At 61.3% G+C, this 19,020-nt stretch carries 16 protein-coding genes and 1 rRNA gene; 8 read left to right on the top strand and 9 right to left on the bottom strand.

Annotated features, from left to right (window positions below; translation table 11 throughout):
- Positions 1-465: ribosomal RNA gene (locus ACQ4WQ_RS16035) — 16S ribosomal RNA — on the bottom strand; the annotation flags it as partial.
- 492 nt (positions 466-957) lie between these two features.
- On the opposite strand from ACQ4WQ_RS16035, the gene ACQ4WQ_RS16030 reads away from it, so the two are divergent.
- Positions 958-2,337, top strand: a complete 1,380-nt coding sequence (locus ACQ4WQ_RS16030) for a sodium-dependent transporter (RefSeq protein ID WP_436498326.1) — start codon at positions 958-960, stop codon at positions 2,335-2,337.
- Here the strand turns inward: ACQ4WQ_RS16030 and ACQ4WQ_RS16025 are convergent, their stop codons facing one another.
- The 7 genes from ACQ4WQ_RS16025 to ACQ4WQ_RS15995 all read right to left on the bottom strand — a co-directional run bounded on the left by ACQ4WQ_RS16025 (position 2,338) and on the right by ACQ4WQ_RS15995 (position 9,788).
- Entirely contained in the window at positions 2,338-2,952 is a 615-nt protein-coding gene (locus tag ACQ4WQ_RS16025) for a M15 family metallopeptidase (RefSeq protein ID WP_436498324.1), read from the bottom strand.
- Positions 2,952-3,854: a LysR family transcriptional regulator gene (locus ACQ4WQ_RS16020; protein ID WP_099408255.1), complete on the bottom strand. Its 903-nt coding sequence runs from the start codon at positions 3,852-3,854 to the stop codon at positions 2,952-2,954. Before ACQ4WQ_RS16020 ends, ACQ4WQ_RS16025 begins: the two co-directional genes overlap by 1 nt.
- Positions 3,855-3,936: 82 nt before the next feature.
- On the bottom strand, positions 3,937-4,737 hold the full coding sequence (locus tag ACQ4WQ_RS16015) for an N-acetylmuramoyl-L-alanine amidase (protein WP_436498322.1): 801 nt from the start codon (positions 4,735-4,737) through the stop codon (positions 3,937-3,939).
- Positions 4,738-4,767: 30 nt separating this feature from the next.
- Positions 4,768-5,679 (bottom strand): BadF/BadG/BcrA/BcrD ATPase family protein, encoded by a 912-nt coding sequence (locus tag ACQ4WQ_RS16010; protein ID WP_436498320.1) that lies wholly within the window; start codon positions 5,677-5,679, stop codon positions 4,768-4,770.
- Between the two features lie 130 nt (positions 5,680-5,809).
- Positions 5,810-7,471, bottom strand: a complete 1,662-nt coding sequence (locus ACQ4WQ_RS16005) for a glycoside hydrolase family 10-like protein (protein ID WP_436498318.1) — start codon at positions 7,469-7,471, stop codon at positions 5,810-5,812.
- A 91-nt stretch (positions 7,472-7,562) separates the two neighbouring features.
- Positions 7,563-8,861: an MFS transporter gene (locus ACQ4WQ_RS16000; RefSeq protein WP_326457934.1), complete on the bottom strand. Its 1,299-nt coding sequence runs from the start codon at positions 8,859-8,861 to the stop codon at positions 7,563-7,565.
- A 45-nt stretch (positions 8,862-8,906) separates the two neighbouring features.
- Positions 8,907-9,788, bottom strand: a complete 882-nt coding sequence (locus tag ACQ4WQ_RS15995; RefSeq protein WP_436498316.1) for an N-acetylmuramic acid 6-phosphate etherase — start codon at positions 9,786-9,788, stop codon at positions 8,907-8,909.
- Between the two features lie 186 nt (positions 9,789-9,974).
- Between ACQ4WQ_RS15995 and ACQ4WQ_RS15990 the strand changes: the two genes are divergently transcribed.
- Both ACQ4WQ_RS15990 and ACQ4WQ_RS15985 read left to right on the top strand, forming a co-directional pair.
- Positions 9,975-11,039, top strand: coding sequence for a helix-turn-helix domain-containing protein (locus tag ACQ4WQ_RS15990; protein ID WP_436498314.1), 1,065 nt, complete (start codon positions 9,975-9,977; stop codon positions 11,037-11,039).
- Between the two features lie 142 nt (positions 11,040-11,181).
- Positions 11,182-12,315, top strand: coding sequence for a nuclear transport factor 2 family protein (locus ACQ4WQ_RS15985; RefSeq protein WP_436498312.1), 1,134 nt, complete (start codon positions 11,182-11,184; stop codon positions 12,313-12,315).
- 14 nt (positions 12,316-12,329) lie between these two features.
- Here ACQ4WQ_RS15985 and ACQ4WQ_RS15980 read toward each other — a convergent pair whose 3' ends face one another.
- Entirely contained in the window at positions 12,330-13,070 is a 741-nt protein-coding gene (locus ACQ4WQ_RS15980) for a GntR family transcriptional regulator (RefSeq protein WP_086147437.1), read from the bottom strand.
- Positions 13,071-13,297: 227 nt separating this feature from the next.
- On the opposite strand from ACQ4WQ_RS15980, the gene ACQ4WQ_RS15975 reads away from it, so the two are divergent.
- The 5 genes from ACQ4WQ_RS15975 (at position 13,298) to ACQ4WQ_RS15955 (ending at position 18,994) form a co-directional block, all read left to right on the top strand.
- Positions 13,298-14,626, top strand: a complete 1,329-nt coding sequence (locus ACQ4WQ_RS15975) for a serine hydrolase domain-containing protein (protein ID WP_436498310.1) — start codon at positions 13,298-13,300, stop codon at positions 14,624-14,626.
- 81 nt (positions 14,627-14,707) lie between these two features.
- Entirely contained in the window at positions 14,708-15,994 is a 1,287-nt protein-coding gene (locus ACQ4WQ_RS15970) for a D-amino acid dehydrogenase (RefSeq protein WP_436498308.1), read from the top strand.
- A gap of 77 nt (positions 15,995-16,071) precedes the next feature.
- A complete protein-coding gene (locus tag ACQ4WQ_RS15965; RefSeq protein WP_436498306.1) occupies positions 16,072-16,521 on the top strand; it encodes a YchJ family protein in 450 nt (149 codons plus the stop codon).
- A 40-nt stretch (positions 16,522-16,561) separates the two neighbouring features.
- Positions 16,562-18,184 (top strand): carboxyl transferase domain-containing protein, encoded by a 1,623-nt coding sequence (locus ACQ4WQ_RS15960; RefSeq protein WP_436498304.1) that lies wholly within the window; start codon positions 16,562-16,564, stop codon positions 18,182-18,184.
- Between the two features lie 21 nt (positions 18,185-18,205).
- Positions 18,206-18,994 (top strand): enoyl-CoA hydratase/isomerase family protein, encoded by a 789-nt coding sequence (locus tag ACQ4WQ_RS15955; RefSeq protein WP_326456616.1) that lies wholly within the window; start codon positions 18,206-18,208, stop codon positions 18,992-18,994.
- Positions 18,995-19,020: the final 26 nt, after the last annotated feature.

Here is a 19,020-nt window from a genome sequence, read left to right as displayed (position 1 = left end):
AGATATTAGCTCTCACCGTTTCTTCCCTGACAAAAGAGCTTTACAACCCGAAGGCCTTCTTCACTCACGCGGCATTGCTGGATCAGGCTTTCGCCCATTGTCCAAAATTCCCCACTGCTGCCTCCCGTAGGAGTCTGGACCGTGTCTCAGTTCCAGTGTGGCTGGTCGTCCTCTCAGACCAGCTACTGATCGATGCCTTGGTAGGCTTTTACCCTACCAACTAGCTAATCAGATATCGGCCGCTCCACGAGCATGAGGTCTTGCGATCCCCCACTTTCATCCTTAGATCGTATGCGGTATTAGCGTAACTTTCGCTACGTTATCCCCCACTCCAGGGTACGTTCCGATATATTACTCACCCGTTCGCCACTCGCCACCAGAGCAAGCTCCGTGCTGCCGTTCGACTTGCATGTGTAAGGCATGCCGCCAGCGTTCAATCTGAGCCAGGATCAAACTCTTCAGTTTAATCTCTGTTACTTTGCCGTTTTATCGGCACCGTCATTGCTGACGGGTCGCTCACTTCAAAAACAACTGACAGGCCACTTCTTGCGAAGCGTCCTATTTCATTTATTTATTCGTGAACATTTGATATTTTAAGTTAGACGCCAATCCGAAAATTGACGCTGCACTTGCATCAAATGCCCACACTTATCGACTGTTAATTGTTAAAGAACTGTATTCGGTTACTGCTTTCGCGCTATCGACAAAGCGTTGTGTTTGTCAGCTGCGAAGAAGGAAGAGTATGAAGCATTTCAGCACAATCGTCAACACCTTCTTTTCTACTACTCAGCCCCGGAAGGCTGTCCCTTTTGTGCCGCAAACTAGTGCGTCTCATTGGGGAGGCGAACTATAGCAAAGCGCCCCGGGAGTAGCAAGGCTTTTCCAGGGTATTTGCGGCCAACTGCTACAATTTCGCCCCCTCAGCGCAAATCCGCGTCCATCCATAGAAGATTCACCATGAAACAACAAGCTCAAGGATCAGGCCTGACCCTGAAACGAGCTGGCTTTACCACTGGCTTCGGCGTGCTCGCCGCCACCCTCGGTTCCGCAGTCGGTCTCGGCAACATCTGGAAATTCCCCTACCTGACAGGCGCCAATGGCGGCGCCGGCTTCCTGCTCATCTATCTGCTCGCTACCTTATTAGTGGGCCTGCCCGTGATGATCGCGGAAATCACTTTGGGCCGCCGTGCCAAGGTCAATCCGATTTCCACCATGGAACAGCTGGCACCGAAGGGCAAGCCCTGGTGGCTGGTAGGCCTCATCGGCATGGTCGCCGCCTTCCTGATCGTCGCGTTTTATTCGGAAGTGGTGGGCTGGGTGTTTGCCTATATCGCCAAGGCCATCGACGGCTCCATCTTGAGCAGCGACAAGCTGGTGACGGAAGCGGCTTTCGCCTCCCTGATCAGCAATCCTTTGCAATCGCTGTTCTGGCAATGGGGCGTGCTGCTGTTTATCGGCGGCATATTGATGCTGGGCGTGACCAAGGGCATCGAGGCGATCGCCAAGAAACTGATGCCGCTGCTGTTCTTGCTGCTGCTCCTGCTATGCGCGGTCAGCCTGTCGCTCGATAAAGCGGGCGAAGGCCTGGCCTTCCTGTTCCGTCCTGATTTTTCCAAGCTGACGGCTTCCGTCGTGCTGACGGCCATGGGCCTGGCCTTCTTTAAATTGTCCGTCGGCATGGGCACGATGATGACCTACGGCAGCTATTTCCGCGACGACCAGAATATCCCCGTCACGACTTTACGCGTGATGGCGGCCGACCTCGGTGTATCGATGCTGGCCGGCATCGCCATCTTCCCCGCCGTGTTCACGTTTGGCTTCGCTCCCAGTGCGGGACCGTCGCTGGTGTTCATTACGATTCCCGCCGTGTTCTCGCAAATTCCCATGGGGCAAGCCCTGATGGTGGTGTTCTTCATCCTGGCCGCCGTCGCCGCCACGGGCGCGATGCTGTCGCTGATGGAAGTGCCCGTCGTGATTTTCCACGAGCGTTTCGGCTGGACACGCACCAAGTCCACCATCGTGACCATGCTGCTGCTGGCCGTGCTCGGTTCCGTGTGCGCGCTGAGCAACAGCACCCTGGCGGACTTCAAGCTATTCAATTTGAATATGTTTGATCTGTTCGACTTCGTCTCGTCGAATATCTTCCTGCCCGTGGGCGGCATCGCGATTGCCTTGTTTACAGGCTGGGCCTGGGGCAAGCAGCATTTCATCGAGGCGATCAGCAATCATGGCCAGTTGCAAAATCAAACCCTGGCGCATGTGCTGCTGTTCCTGCTGCGCTTTGTCTCGCCCGTGCTGATCCTCATCGTGATGCTGAAAGGTTTAAAGGTCTTCTAATCAGAGAACCCGGGTGTAGGTCTGGCGCACCAGCACCCGGTCGCCGCAATCGAAATGCCACCATTCGCTGTTGATGCCGAAGAAACCCGCCTGGAACATGGCGTCGCGCAACAAGCGGCGATGCGCCACTTGCTCCTCCGTAATTTCCCCCTTTTCCAGCAAGACGAGCTCCAGCGCCGGATGCGAGCGCTCACTCAGGTCGTCAAAGCCTGTCCCCATGTCCAGTTCCCTGCCGTCCGGCCCCACGATGGTGATGTCGAGCGCCATGCCGAACGAGTGGATCGAGCCGCGCGACGGTTCGGCGATGTAGCCCAGCAACTCCGTTCCCTGCAGCGCATCCCATAATTGCTGCTGCACCCGCTGCGGACGCAGCGCGTCGAGCACCAAGAGATGATGATCGGGGCGCTGCGCGGCCAGCCAGGCCACGGCCTGTTCCAGCGCGGCGGCCGCATCGCGGTGCAGCCAGGCGCAATCGATGGGGCTGTATAAGTCGCGGCCGACGAAATTGTCGGGCGTGGCATAGCGCAAGTCGACGGCGATGCCGGCGATGCTGCTCAGGTGGCGAAATTGCGGATCGCTGCCGACCGCTTCCAATTGCAAACTTGCAACAGACATCAGACTCCTCTTTCCAGGCAGTTGCGCGCCGCCACGCCGATGCTGTCGGCCAGGCGCCGCGCGCCATGTGACAGCGGCGAGTGGCTCGCCGTCAATAAATACAGTTGGATGGGAATGGTAGGCGCCCAGGGACGGCGCTGCAGCCGCTCGGGCGAACCGGAGGCAGCCGTAAACGGGTCGACTACGGCCATGCCGGCGCCCGCTTCCACGAGGGAACGGGCGATTTGATACGTCTGCACCACGGTGGAAAACACGGGGTGGATATCCTGTGCCTCGCAGGCGGCCACCACCAGTTCGCCCAGCGGATCGTTGTCAGCATGGCCGATCAGCTCGCCGTTCAGGCCATGCGCCGTCAATGGCGTGCCGCAATCGGCCGCATGCCAGGTGCCGGCTGGCGCAATCACCGTCATGACACCCTGCGCAATGGGTTCGGCCACGATGCCCGGATGGCGCGGGTCTTGCAGCGATACGGCCAGGTCCGCTTCACCGAGGCGCAGGGTATTGACGATTTCGCCCGTGTGGTGGGTAGCTAGCTGGCAACGCGTGTGGGGAAAGTCGCGCCGCCACTCCGTCATGGCGAACGGCAAGACGCTGATGGCGAGCGTCGGCGTGGACACCAAACGGATGGTTTCCACGGCATGGCCCTTCAGGCTGGCCGCCAGGCGGCGGATGCCCAATAAATCGCGGTTGAGCTTTTCCGTCTCGACAAACAAACGGTGCGCCTCGGGCTTCGGATACAGCTTGCCCCGCACACGCTCGAACAGCGGCATGCCCAGTTGCAACTCGCAATGCTGCAAGACCTTGGTCACGGCCGGCTGCGAGATATGCAGCACCTGGGCCGCGCCGCTGATGGTGCCAACTTGCATGATGGCGTGAAATACTTCGATATGACGCAGCCGCATGAGCTATTCCTTTACCTTGCTTTGGCCGCCTGGGCCGTAACGTTCAGCATATAAGAAAAAGTCATGGGCTGGAACGGTCATGCTACTTTGTTGCAACAGCTGTGGCCGGCGTCGTCAGCACTTCCAGCAGGGCTGCCGTCTCGCCATCGGGCATGCCGTCAAACCGCGTATTGCGGTATTTCATCTGGAAGGCGATCAGCACATTGCGCGTTGCCTCATCGAACACGCCCGTATTCGGCGTCGCATAGCCATGCTGGGCCAGCTTTTTCTGGAACCAGACGGCGTCCGGCACTTGCTGCTCAAAAATGGCTCGCTGCGCGGCCACGCGGTTGGCATCGGGCCAGACGATCAGGCCCGCATCGGCCAGCTGGCGCCATGGAAACAACGGACCCGGGTCCTGCTTGCGCTGCGGGGCGATTTCGTTGTGGCCCAGGATATTTTCCGGCGCGATGTTGTAGCGGGCCTGGATATCTTTCAACAGCGGAATCAGTTCATCGATCTGTGCCTGCGGGAATGGATACCAGAGGCGGCCTTCCGGCGTGTCCTTGTAGCCAGGGTTGACGATCTCGATGCCGATCGAGCTGACATTCAACTGTGTATAAGTCTTCCAGTTACTCACACCCGCGTGATTGGCCTGGCGCGATTCGTCGACCAGCACGTAAAACTTCGGCTTGTCCGTGTCCGTCAGCAAATAATGGCTGCTGACCACTTGTTCCGTCAGGATCTTGATCGAGCGGGGCAGGTCGCTGACCGTGTAATGGATGACGATGAATTTCACGCGCGGGCTCTGGCTGCGCGCATTCAAGCTATGGTCGAGGTGCGGCGCGGGCGTGGTACAGGCGGAAAGCAGGGCCACCAGCAGGGCGAGGGCGATTTTTTTCATGAAAGATCCGTGTTCGGGTTAATAAAATGTTCAGTTCTTGCCAGTGCGCTGGCTGGCCGTCCTGGCCGCCAGCTTGGCCGCGGCCTCATGCGAACGAGCAACTTTTTGCTCCATCATCAACGATACAGGCAAAGCGGCGCGCATGGCAGCCGCGATGGCCGGGTGCAATTGCGCCGCGCGCCCGGCCAGCACCACGGGACGGGCACCGTAGCGCGCCGTCAGGGCCAGCGCCAGGCGCGCCAGTTCCTGCCCCGCGCGCTGCAAGATGTCCAGCGCCAGCGGGTCGGCATCCGCACTGGCGGCCACGGCCAGCGCCAGCCGGCCGATGGCGCCCCGGTCCTGGCCGTACATGAAGGCGCGCGACAGCGACCAGTCGCTGCCGCCCAGTTGCGCAAACACGGCTTCGGCCATGGGCGAGCTGTGCCAGTTGCCTGGCGCCTCGTCTTCGCGGCGCCAGATGTGGCGCAAGGCTTCGCGCGCGATCCAGTAGCCGCCGCCGCCATCGTCGAGCAGCACGCCGCGCCCGCCCGCGCGGTGAAACACGCCATCGGCATCGATCCAGGCGGCGATCGAACCCGTGCCAGCGTAGACCAGATAACCTTCGCCAGGTTCAAAACTGTCGCGGTAGGCGATGTCGATATCGTTGCCGATGCTGACGTCGCCGGCGTCCAGCGCCAGCAAGGTGGACAACATTTGTGCCAGCACAACATCGTCGCCGCCAAAGCCCGTCAAACCCGCCACCACGGCGCGCGGCTGGCCGACGGCCAGCACTTGCTTGCACAATGTTGCAAACGTGGCGTGCACGGCGGCGCGGCCCGCGTCGCTGCCCATTTGCAAGGCAGACAAGCCTTCGACGGCGCCGTCGGCCACGATGGTGCCATCGACAGTGGCCAGGGCCCAGCGCGTCTGCGTGCCGCCCGCGTCGATGCCCAGGCCCAGCATGGGCACCGCATTATTGGCTCTAGGGAAGGAAATCATGGCATGAGTGTAAAGCCAAGCTGAGCTTGCAGGCATGAAAGCTTGCGCATGTTTCATGCCTGCAGGTTATGGACTAGCGGTGAACGGTCAACAATTACTTGGCGGGGGCCGTAAACGGTTCGCGCACGGTGACGCGGGGGCTTTCATTGCCAAGGCGGTCCACGGCGCTGACCACCACCGCATTGACTTTACCGGTGGCATCGTCGACCAGGGTCAGCTCGCCCTGCACGCCCGTGACCACGGTGAAGCGCCAGTCTTCGCCGTAGCGGGCCCAGACGGCATACTGCGCCACGGATTTGCCGCCGCCCGACGTCAACTTGACGTTCAGGCTGCTGGAATCGCGGCGCAAGGCCAGCACGGGCGTGCCCGGTGCTTCCTTGCCCAGCCATGGCGTGGCGGGGATCAGGGCAGGACTTTGATACACGGTCGCCTTGAGTTGCTCGCTGACACCCTTGCGGTTCTGCATCAGGGGCACCATGCTGAAATGCACTTGCCCATTCGCGCCGGGGCGCGTGCGCGTCACTTCGATCTGCTTGATGATCTCTTGCGGCGTGAAGGACTTGGCGGAATTGTCGATGCGGCTCGTGTACAGGCCTGGCCACACGTGACGGCCATACGGATTTTGCGCCAGCCAGTAGTCGAGCAGCACGCCAAACGCCTGCGGCGCCTGCGCCACTGGCCAGTACAGCTGCGGCGACAGATAATCGAGCCAGCCCTTGGCCAGCCACAGTTCCGCATCCGCATACAATTTATCGTACTGGCTGAAGCCGACGATGCCGGCAGGGCGGCGGTCGGGACGGCCGATGCCGAACGGGCTGATGCCGAAACGCACCCAGCTCTTTTCGCGGTGGATGCCTGTATACAAGGCTTCAATCAGCTGGTTGACGTTCTGGCGGCGCCAGGAAGCGCGGTCCAGCTGGCCGCCGGCCAGCAGATATTGCTGCCAGGAAGGTTCATCGGGAAACGGCAGTTCGCGCTTGGCGCCGCCATTGCCCGCGTCCAGCGCGGCCGTCTCGGCCCCCGCACCGGCGCCAGGCGCGTCGATCGGATACGGATAAAAGTAGTCGTCGATGTGCACGCCATCGATATCGTAGCGGCGCACCACGTCCAGCACCACGTCCGTCGTGTGCTTCGAGGCGGCAGCGTCGCCCGGGTCCATCCACAGGTAGCGGCCGTATTGCTTGACGGACGCCGGGTTGGTGGACGCGAAACTGTCGCGCGCCAGCGGCGACTTGGCCGTCGCGTGACGGGCCCGGTAGGGATTGAACCAGGCGTGCAATTCCAGGCCGCGCGCATGCGCCTGCGCCACCCAGAAAGCCAGCGGGTCATACATGGGCAATGGCGGCTGGCCTTGCTTGCCGGTCAGGTATTCCGACCATGGCTCCAGTTGCGATGGGTAAATCGTATCGGCGCTGGGACGCACCTGCAGCACAATCGCGTTCAGATTCAAGGACTTGGCGCGGTCGAGGATGGCGATCGCCTCGGCTTGCTGCTTGGCTACCGGCAAATTGCTGCGGCTGGGCCAATCGATATTGGCGACCGTCGAGACCCAGGCGGCGCGGAATTCGCGCGGCGCCGGCGGCGGCACTTCGCCCGTGATGTGCTGCACGGGCGGCACGGCCGGCAAGCCCGCTTCGCCTGGCGTCACTGCGGAGGGCAGTTTGGTGCTGGTACAGCTGCTGAGCAATGTGGCAGTGGCCAGCGCGGCCAATACGCCGGCACTGGCGCCCAGGCGTTTTTTAAAAGTAGACAACAAAACAATTCCTTGCAGTGGTGAAGCGCAGGTCTATCGGTGCGGGCATTTTACTGTGCGCCCGCCATCCATGCGGGCGCACGGTTCAAAAGAATCAGGCCTCGGCCTTCTTGCCGAATTCAGGATCGATCTTGACCAGCGCGGCCATGATGAAAGCAGGAATGGTGGCGATGCAGACCCAGATAAAGAAGTGCTGGTAACCGAGCATTTGCTGTATCCAGCCGCTGGCCATGCCGGGCAACATCATGCCCAGGGCCATGAACCCCGTGCAAATGGCGTAATGGGCCGTTTTATGCGCACCGTCGGAGACCATGATCATGTACAACATATACGAAGCGAAGCCGAAGCCATAACCGAATTGCTCCAATGCAATGCCCCCCGCGATCACATAGATATTGCTGGGCAAGGCGCTGGCCAGGTAAACGAAGACCAGGTCGGGCAAGTGGACGGACAGCACCATGATCCACAAACAGCGTTTCAAGCCGAAGCGGGAAATGATGAAGCCGCCCAGCAGGCCGCCGAGGGTCAGGGCGATCACGCCGATGGTGCCGTAGACGAGGCCCACCTGTTCCGTGCTGAGGCCCAGGCCGCCCTTGGCGACAGGGTCGAGCAGGAAGGGCGCGGCCAATTTGAGCAGTTGCGCTTCGCCGAGGCGGAACAGCAGCAAGAAGCCGAGGATGACGAGAATATCCTTCTTCTTGAAGAAGGCGGCAAAGGTGGCGATGAACTCTTGCAGCGGGGAAATACCGGCGCCCTGGATGCTGGGACGGTCCTCCTTGGGTTTCGGCAAGACAAAATAGTGGTAGAGGAAGAGGGCGATGAACAGGCCCGCCAGGATGGCGAACACGACGGACCAGGCCAGCTGCACATTGCCCGTCGCATGCGTCAGATAGCCGGCAAGAAACACCAGGCCGCCCTGGCCGGCGATCATCGCCAATCGGTAAAACGTGCTGCGCACGCCGACGAAGGCCGCCTGCTGGTGCTCTTCCAGGCCCAGCATATAAAAGCCGTCGGCGGCGATGTCATGCGTGGCGGAACTGAAGGCCATCAGCCAGAAGATGGCCAGGCTGATCTGGAAAAAGTGGGGCAGCGACGTCGTCAGGGCCACCAGCGCCAGCGCGGCACCGATCACCAGCTGCAAGCCGACGATCCAGAAGCGCTTGGTGCGGTACATATCGATGAAGGGCGACCACAGGGGCTTGATGACCCAGGGCAAGTACAGCCAGCTCGTATACAGCGCGATATCGGTATTAGAAAAACCGTAGTTCTTGTACATGATCACGGACAAGGTCATGACCACTACGTAGGGGATGCCCTGGCCGAAATACAGGGAAGGGATCCACAGCCACGGATTATTGGCGCGCGCTGCGGCGGGTTGTTTCACTAGCTCCATACATCCTTCTTTGTCTCCCAGACAGAAGAATGCCGCGCCATCGGATCACGCCGCCAGTGCCGCCCGCACACTGCCGTCCGCGCCGGCCAACAATGCCTGTGCCTGGTTTGTGTTGATTTTTTTGATCAAGGCAACAATCGCCACCTTGACGTGATAGTGGCATTGCTCCAGCACGGCCCTGGCCTGCGCCTCACTGGCGCCCGTGGCATGCATGGTCAGACGCACCGCCCGCCAGATCAGCTTGGCGTTGGTCGGCTTCAAGTCTACCATCAAGTTTCCGTAAGTTTTGTGCAAACCGACCATCAGGGCGCTGGAAATCGTGTTCAGGGTGATTTTTTGCGCCGTGCCCGCTTTCAGACGCGTGCTGCCGGAAATGACTTCCGTGCCCGTGTCGAGCACGATGCCGCATTGCGCCTCGCGCGCCACGGGAGCGTCCACATTGTTGGCGATGCCTATCGTCAAGGCGCCCGCCTTGCGCGCGGCCAGCAGGGCGCCCAGCACATACGGCGTGGCGCCGGAGGCGGCCAGCAGGATCACGACGTCATTTGCTTGCGGCAACAGGGCCAGCACATCCCGCTCGCCTTGCTGTACATCATCTTCCGCCCCTTCGACGGCCGTGAACATGGCGCCCGCGCCGCCGGCCAGGATGGCGACGGCCCGCTCGGGCGGCCAGGAAAATGTGGGCGTCAATTCAACGCTGTCGAGCACGCCCAGGCGTCCCGACGTGCCCGCGCCCACGTACAGCAAGCGTCCGCCGGCCGCGATACGGGGCAGGGCGGCCGTGATGGCCGCTCCGATTTGCGGCGAGGCCAGCCGCACGGCTTCAACGGCCCAGAACTGGTCATCGACCAGCGCCGCCACCAGTTGCTCCACCGGATACAGGTCCAGATCCGGATGCCGCCGGCTCGGGGTTTCAGTTTTCAACATGATTTCAGAACATGATTGAAGGTGAAACCAGTTTAATACCAACGAGCAAGATCAACCATGAAAGGTTGGCAGGCGGGCATAACGGGAGTTTATGGCTGGTGCAGGAAACGGGTGTACTACTTGTACTTCGATACGGTCCCGTTTGTGTCTATACTTGGGTTCGACGCCCCAATCAACGACACACCCATGATCGCTCGCCAATTGCTGTTCCTGTTTAGCGCCCTTGGCGCCATCAACGGTATTTTCCTGGCCGTCTATTTTTTCAGCCGCCGGCCTCGCTGCCTGGCCGACTGCATGCTGGGCGCACTGCTGCTTGCCGTCGGGGTGCGCACCGCCAAATCCGCCTTCCTCTACTTCAACCCTGCGATCGCACTCGAATTCCGCCAGCTGGGCCTGTCGGCCTGCCTGCTGATCGGTCCCTTGACCTATCTCTATGCGCGCGCTTTCTTGACCGGGCTCGCGCAATTGCCTGTTGGACAACAATGGCGCTGGCATCTCGGCCTGTCCTTCCTGCTGATAGTCATTGGCGTTGCCTTTCCATATTCCGCGTATCGTCCTGTGTGGGACCGTTCGAGTCATGCGATTCATCTGTTCTGGCTATGCTACCTGCTGGCGACCGCCAGCTTGCTCTGGCAAACCCGCCATGTATGGCTGCACAACGGCCAGCGGATGGCGACCAGCAGCATGCTCCTGCTGAGCGTCTTTGCGGGCAGCTGTGTGATGTTGGCGGCCTACGCGAGCACGCCGTTCACGTCGTATATTATCGGCGCCTTGTCGTTCACCTTCTCGCTGCATGTCGCGGTCATGGTCTTTCTGCTGAGAAAGGAAACCTCGACGCCTGCCGAGCCGAAGCCGAAGCCGAAGTACCAGAATAGCCGCCTGACGCACGACGATGCGCTTGCCGTACTCGCTGCGCTGGAACAACAGATGAGCGGGCAAAAATCCTATCTGAACCCGAACCTGACCCTGGCCCAGCTCGCCAAACGGGCGGGGTGCACGCAGGCGCAGGTGTCGCAGGTATTGAATGACAAGCTGAGCAAGAGCTTCAATACCTACGTCAACGAATACCGTATCGCCGAAGCGAAACAGGTCTTGACCGGCGAGCCGCAATTGAACATGGATATCGTCGCCGAGCGCTGCGGGTTCAATTCCAGTTCCACCTTCTACTCCACCTTCAAGAAAGTGGCTGGCCAGACTCCCGCCAGCTTCCGGGCCCAGCCCAGCCAGGCGGCCACGGCCATTTCCGCGTAAAACCGCTCCGGAATCGCCATTCCGGAGTCTGAAATCCTGTTTGGCGACATCCATTCCCCTGCATTTCGATAACTTATCGACCAACAACGACCTGAAATAGTCGTTGCTCCGATAAACGCAGTTATTCATTCAGGGTAAAGTCATGATTCAGTTTTTATTGCGAACGGTACTCGCCTGTTGCTTGCTCAGCAGCGCCGCCGCCGGCACCGCCGCCACCGCCGACCAGGACGAAAATGCCATCCGGGAAACCGTGCGCTTGTATCTGCATGGCACCAGCTTCAACGTACCGGACGAGATCAACCAGGCCTTCCATGCCACCGCCCGTCTTTACCTGGACGGCAAAAACGATACGGAATGGGAGCTCAGCGGTCCGGAATACGCCAAACTCTTTTCCCCAGAGAAAATAGGCCAATTCAATGGACGCCACGGGCGACTGATCAAGGTGGAGGCGAGCGGCAAGGTGGCCACGGCCAAGGCCGAGATCCACATTCCCCAGCAGGGGGTGCGCTATGTGGATGTATTTCTTCTGAAAAAGATCGCCGGCAACTGGAAGATCATCAGCAAGTCGGCCGATCGCGAGCCGGCAGCCCCGCGCCATGCACGCAAGGTGCTGCTGGTCGTGTCAAATGTGCATCAGTATCCCGGCACGAAAGTTAACGCAGGCAATAATTTTCCCGAGCTGGCCTATACCTATGATGCATTTCGCAAAGCAGGGTACGCGGTCGACTTCGTCAGTCCCGAAGGGGGCGCCATTCCTTTGGAAATGATCGTCACGTCGGACGAATTACTCAAAAAGTATCTGTACGACAGTGATTTCATGTGGGCACTGGCCCATACCAAGCCCGTCGCCGAGGTCAGGGCCGTCGAGTATGCGGGCATGGCTTTCGTCGGCGGCGGCGCGGCCATCGTCGGCATCCCGGACAACAAGCCGCTGCAGGACATCGCCTTGCGTATCTACGAACAACAAGGCGGGGTGATCGCGGCCATCTGCCATGGCACCGAGGGCATCAAGAATCTGAAGCTCAGTGACGGGACTTTCCTGATCCAGGGCAAGGTGCTCACCTCCTTCCCCGATGCGTATCTCAACAAGGAATCGCCGATATACAAGGCCTATCCCTTTTCGGCGGAAGCGAGCATCAAGGGCCATGGCGGCATCTTCAGGCACGGCGCCAACGGAAAGAGTTACGTCGAGGTCGATGGCCGGCTGGTGACCGGCATGAGCTGGGAGTCTTCCGTGGGCGTGGCCGAATCCATGATCCGCCTGATCCAGCAGTAATTCAGGCAGCTGAATTAAGGAGAACGGCGCATTTCCGCCACGAAGTCGTAATGGTCGCTGCGGCAATACGAATGCGTCAGTTCCACCGCCTCGCCCGTTTCCAGGTAGGCGATGCGCGTGATGAACAGCACGGCCTGGCCATCGGGGATGCCCAGTTGCTCGGCCAGCACGTCCGTCGCATTCATGGCGCGGATGTGCTGCAAGGCGCGCACGGGGGCCTTCTTGATACTGCTCAAGTATTCATACAGCGAATCGCCCACGGCGGCCGGGTCCGGCACCACGCTGAAGGGCAGCACGCTCACTTCATACGCCATCACCACGTCGTCGGCCAGGCGCAAGCGCTCGAGGCGCGCCACTTTCGTGTTTTGCGCCAGACCCAGGCTCAGCTGTTCATCGCTACTGGCGATGACGACATCGCGCTTGAGCCAGCGCGAGCCGGGGCGATAGCCGCGCTGCTGCAGCTGCTCGGAAAAGCTCGACAGGTTCGACAGCGGCTGCTCGATGCGCGGGGCAATATAGTTGCCCGAACCGCGGCGGCGCACGACGAGGCCTTGCTCGACGAGCTGGTCGATGGCCTTGCGGGCAGTCACGCGCGATACGTCGAGCAGTTCGGACAGGGTACGTTCGGATGGCAGGGCCTGGTCTACCTGGTAGCGGCCGTTGCGTACGTCATCGCTCAGCTTGCGGGCGATCTGCATATATAAAGGCGAATTGTCATTTAAATCGACCTTGAGTTCTACGCTGGTCTGGCTCATACAGTTCTCCTTGTCCTCCTAGTGTAATAGCGATGGCGCTTGCGCGTAGCCCGTCGACCCATGAATAAATGGAAAATGACCATAAATAACGGTTATACATTTAAAAAAACAATGTTTTACCGTGCGTATAGCTTTGCATTATAGATAAATAAGCAATTTTCATTGGCCTTGGAAACGATCCCGCCCTATGCTGGCGATGCCTCCACCACATCGCGACACAGGGAAACATGCACAATAAAATGACGGGTTTGCTGGGCTTGCTGCTGCTGGGCACGACCTGGAGCGCGTTGGCCGCCCCGCCCGGCAGCGGCAAGGACCAGCAGCCTGCGCTCGATGCAACCCTGTCCGCCATCGTCGACGATGCTGCCCACCCGCTGGCCAGCCTGTCCGTGCTGGCCATTCGCAATGGTAAGGTGTCGTATCAGCAACAATTTGGTTACCGGCACATCGGCGCCACACCGGCAGAGAACCTGCCCGTCACGCCGGACACCCTGTTCCGCATCGCTTCCGTATCGAAGATGATGACGACCCTGGGCCTGATGCGGCTGGTCGAGCAGGGCAAGCTGAGCCTGGACCAGGACGTGGGCATTTATTTAGGCTTTTCCCTGCGCAACCCGTACTTTCCGCAGCGGCCCGTGACCTTGCGCAGCCTGCTCAGCCACACGTCCTCGCTGCGCGACGCGGGCGGCTATGCCTGGGGCCCCGAACGCAGCCTGCGCGACGTGTTGACGGCCGGCGGCGACGCGATGTGGGATTCCAGCGCGGCGCCCGGCAGTTACTTTAGCTATTCCAACCTGAACTGGGGCGTAATCGGCACCGTGATGGAAAAAGTCACGGGCGAGCGCTTCGACTTGCTGATGCGGCGTTTGCTGCTCGATCCCATGCAGTTGCGCGGCGGCTACCATCCGGCGGCATTCACCGCGGACGAGATAGCGGACACGGCCACCCTGTACCGCAAGCGCACGCTCGGTACGGAAGAGTGGCGGCCGCACGGCCCGTGGATCGCCCAGGCCGACGATTTTGACCAGCATCCACCGACCGGCCTGGCCAACTATGTGATCGGCAGCAACGCCACCGTCTTCAGTCCCACAGGCGGCTTGCGCATCTCCGCCGCCGGACTGGGCACCGTCATGCAGATGCTGCTCGACGGCGGCCGCTACCAGAATCAGCAGCTATTGCAGCCAGCCAGCATCGCCCTGATGTTTGGCCGGCAGTGGCAGTTGGCGCCAGACGCTCACAATGGCAACAGCGAACGGGGCTTGTACCGCGCTTGGGGCCTGGGCAACCAGCAGTTCGATGCGGTGGCGGGGCAGGGCAACGGCCTGGTCGAGGGCGCCAGTTTTCATGCGGTCGGCCATTTGGGCGACGCGTATGGCCTCGTCTCCGCTTTCGTGCTCGATTTCAAGCACAGGAATGGCATGGTGATGCTGGTGGGCGGCACGGGCAGCGATCCCGAACGTTATCCGGGCACATATTCCGCCATGGGGCGCAGCGAGGAATTGATACTCACCACTCTGTACCGTGGTGCGATTGACAAACATGAATCATTGCACTGAAATAGTGCATTCCTGAAAGTTATGGCTGCACCATGATGTTTCATTGGCTCACGTGATGGCCAGCCTCTAAGCTCTCATCGAATGCTCCCGCACCATGGGAGCGCAACGCAGCGAGGCAACATGCAGCAACACGTCATCATCATCGGCGGCGGCGTCGTCGGTCTGACATCGGCCTGGTGGCTGGCCGAGGCCGGCTACAAGGTCACAGTACTGGAACGCAATGAACAAGTGGCGATCGCCGCCAGCTACCGCAATGGCGGCCAGCTCAGCTATCGCTATGTGGCACCGCTGGCGGACGCGGGCGTGCCCTTGAAAGCCCTGCAATGGCTGCTGCAGAAAGATGGCCCGCTGCGCTTCCGTCCCGAGGGGGACTGGCGCCAATGGCGCTGGCTGGCCAGCTTCCTGCGCAATTGCAATGCAGCCAGCAATGCCCGCACGACGGCCAAGCTGCTGCAACTGGGCGAATGGAGCCGCGCCGGCATGGCGCAGCTGGAACTGACGGTGCCGCCAGAAGCGTATGCCTGGCGCGATGCCGGCAAGCTCATCGTCTACCGCTCGCCCGCCATCTTCCAGCGGGCCGTGGCCCGGCCCGAATCGGAAGAGGCGCGCGTCGTGCTGTCGCCGCAGGAAGCCGTGCAGCGCGAACCGGCGCTGGCCGCCCTGCAGGGCGCGTTGGCGGGCGGCATCTTTACCGAAGGCGAGGCGGTGGCCGATTGCCACGCCTTTTGCCTGGCGCTGGAAGCGCGCCTGCTGCAGCACCCGAATTGTTCGCTCATCTTGAAAGGCGAGGCGCGCCGTCTCGTCACGCACAAGGGCAAGATCACGGGCGTCGACACCAGCCTGGGCGTGCTGCAAGCGGACCACTACGTGCTGGCGGCCGGCATCCAGAGCCGCGACCTGGCCGCCACGGCGGGCGTCTACCTGCCTCTGTATCCGCTGAAAGGCTACAGCCTGACGGCCCCCATCCGCGCGCAAGACAAGGCGCCCGAGATCAGCATCACGGATTTCGAGCGCAAGGTGCTGTATGCGCGCATCAAAGGCGACCTGCGCGTGGCCGCCATGGTCGACATGGTGGGCGCCGACAACAGCATCGACTGGAACCGCATCGCCGGCCTGACGCGGCTGGCGCGCGAAGCCATGCCGCGCGGTGCCGACTACGACCAGGCCACGGCCTGGGCCGGTCTGCGCCCCGCCACGCCGAACAGCGCGCCGCTGGTGGGCGCCAGCAAAGTTGCGAATCTGTGGCTCAACGTGGGCCATGGCCCGCTGGGCTTTACCTTTGCCGCCGGCACGGCGCGCATCCTGGCCGATCTCATGGCGGGCAAGGCGCCGCCGTTCGCGCTGGACTTCCTCAGTCCGAAAAAATAGCCGCCAAGGCGGCGCGCACGCGCTGCTGCCGATATGGCGGATAATTGCGGAACTTTTATGTTCCTGTCTGCCAGCGCATGTCCACACCCTCGAAATTGTCCGCCTGCCCCTGTGGCGGCGCCTCCTACGCCAGCTGCTGCGGCCCGTATATCGCGGGCGATGCCGTGCCGCCCACGGCCGAAACCCTGATGCGCTCGCGCTACACGGCGTTTACCTTGCGCGATGAAGCGTATCTGCGCGCCACCTGGCATGCCAGCACCTGTCCCGCCGACGCCTTGTTTGCCGACGAAGAAAAAGTCCACTGGCTGGGACTTGAGGTAAAATCTGCTTTACGTTTACGTCAACGTAAAGCAGAATCAGCAGATCAAGCCGAAGAGATACACCGCGATACCGTCGAATTCGTGGCCCGCTACAAGGTCAACGGCCGCGCGCACCGCCTGCATGAGGTAAGCCGCTTCGTGCGCGAGGCGGGCGAGGGCGGTGGTGCCCTGCGCTGGTTTTATCTCGACGGCAGTTTTCCCGAATAGCGCGACCCGAGAGACCGGGCGATAATAAAAAGGAACCGCAATGCCGCACATCGAAAGCAAACTCAATCCGCGCAGTGAAGATTTCAAGGCCAATGCCGCGGCCATGCAAGCCATCGTCGACGATTTGCGCGACAAGGTGGAAAAGATCGCGGCCGGCGGCGGCGAAACGGCGGCCGCCAAGCACCTGGCGCGGGGAAAACTGCTGCCGCGCGACAGAGTCCAGATGCTGCTCGATCCCGGCACGCCCTTCCTCGAGTTTTCCCAGATGGCGGCCTACGCCATGTACCAGGACGCCAAGGGCGTCGATGCGGCCCCTAGCGCCGGCATCATCACCGGCATCGGCCGCGTCTCGGGCCAGGAATGCGTCATCGTCTGCAACGACGCCACCGTCAAGGGCGGCACGTATTACCCGATGACGGTGAAAAAGCATTTGCGCGCCCAGGAAATCGCCGACCAGAACAACCTGCCGTGCATCTACCTGGTCGACTCGGGCGGCGCCAACCTGCCGAATCAGGACGACGTCTTCCCCGACCGCGACCATTTCGGCCGCATTTTCTACAACCAGGCGAATCTGTCGGCCAAGGGCATCCCGCAAATCGCCGTCGTGATGGGCTCTTGCACGGCGGGCGGCGCCTACGTGCCAGCCATGAGCGACGAATCGATCATCGTCAAGGAGCAGGGCACGATTTTCCTCGGCGGCCCGCCGCTGGTGAAGGCTGCCACGGGCGAAGTGGTGACGGCCGAAGACCTGGGCGGCGGCGACGTGCATACGCGCCTGTCCGGCGTGGTCGACCACCTGGCGCAGAACGATTTACACGCGCTGTCGCTGGCGCGCACCATCGTCTCGAATTTGAACCGCACCAAGCCGCAGCAAATGGCGCTGCGCGAGTCCGTCGAACCGACATACCCGACGCAGGAACTGTATGGCGTGATCCCCGTCGATACGCGCAAGCCGTTCGACGTGCGCGAGGTGATCGCGCGCATCGTCGACGGCAGCGATTTCGACGAATTCAAGGCGCGCTACGGCACCACCCTGATCTGCGGCTTTGCGCACATCTATGGCGTCAAAGTCGGCATCATCGCCAACAACGGCATCCTGTTCTCCGAATCGGCCTTGAAAGGCACGCATTTCATCGAATTGTGCTGCCAGCGCAAGATCCCGCTGGTCTTCCTGCAAAACATCACGGGCTTCATGGTGGGCCGCAAATACGAAAACGAGGGCATCGCCCGCAATGGCGCCAAGATGGTGACCGCTGTCGCCACGGCGGCCGTGCCGAAATTCACGGTGATCATCGGCGGCAGCTTCGGCGCCGGCAACTACGGCATGTGCGGCCGCGCGTTCTCTCCCCGCTTCATGTGGATGTGGCCCAATGCGCGCATTTCCGTCATGGGCGGCGACCAGGCGGCGTCCGTGCTGGCGACCGTCAAGCGCGACGGCATCGAAGGCAAGGGCGGCGAGTGGAGCGCGGACGAGGAAGCGGCCTTCAAGCAGCCGATCAAGGATCAATACGAACACCAGGGCCACCCATACTACGCCACCGCGCGCCTGTGGGACGATGGCGTGATCGACCCGGCCGACACCCGCATGGTGCTGGGCCTGGGCCTGTCGGCCGCCTTGAACGCGGAAATCCCGGACACGAAGTTCGGCGTATTCCGCATGTAAGCGGCACTCAGGGAGAAGAGAATGGAATTTGAAACCTTAAAGCTGGTCATCGAAGGCAATGTCGCCACCGTGACCCTGAACCGCCCCGACGTGCGCAATGCCTTCAATGAGACGACGATCGCCGAACTGGCGCGCGCCTTCGAGGGGCTGGGGCGCAGCGAGATGGTGCGCGCCATCGTGCTGGCCGCGAATGGTGCGGCCTTCTGCGCCGGCGCGGACCTGAACTGGATGAAGAAGATGGCCGGCTATACGCATGCCGAAAACCAGGCCGACGCGCTGCAGCTGGCGCAGATGCTGCGCACAATTTACCTGTGTCCGAAACCCGTCGTGGCGAAGATCCAGGGCGACTGCTATGCGGGCGGCATGGGCCTCGTCGCCGCATGCGATATCATTCTGGTTGCGGAAGACGTGCATTTCTGCCTGAGCGAAGTGCGGCTGGGACTGATCCCGGCCACTATTTCACCGTATGTCATCAAGGCCATGGGCGAAAACGCGGCACGCCGCTATTTCCTGACGGCGGAGCGATTCTCCGCCCAGGAAGCGCTGCGCATCGGCTTTGCCCACGAGGTAGTCGAGGCAAGCGCGCTGGACGCGAAAACCGCCGAGGTACTGAAAGCCCTGACGGGCAACAGCCCGCACGCCGTGGCGCAAGCGAAAACGCTGGTGCGCGAGATCGCCGGCCAGCCCGTCGACGACGCGCTGCTAGCGGACACCGCCGAGCGCATCGCGCAGATCCGCGCGTCGGAGCAGGGACGCGAAGGCGTGCAATCCTTCCTCGACAAGCGCAAGCCGGGTTGGCTCATGGGCTAGCGCATGGATTAAGAAAATCATTGGAG

Source organism: Janthinobacterium goodfellowi (assembly GCF_051380695.1).
Lineage (GTDB): Bacteria > Pseudomonadota > Gammaproteobacteria > Burkholderiales > Burkholderiaceae_D > Janthinobacterium.
This window is presented reverse-complemented; position numbering and strand designations above follow the sequence as displayed.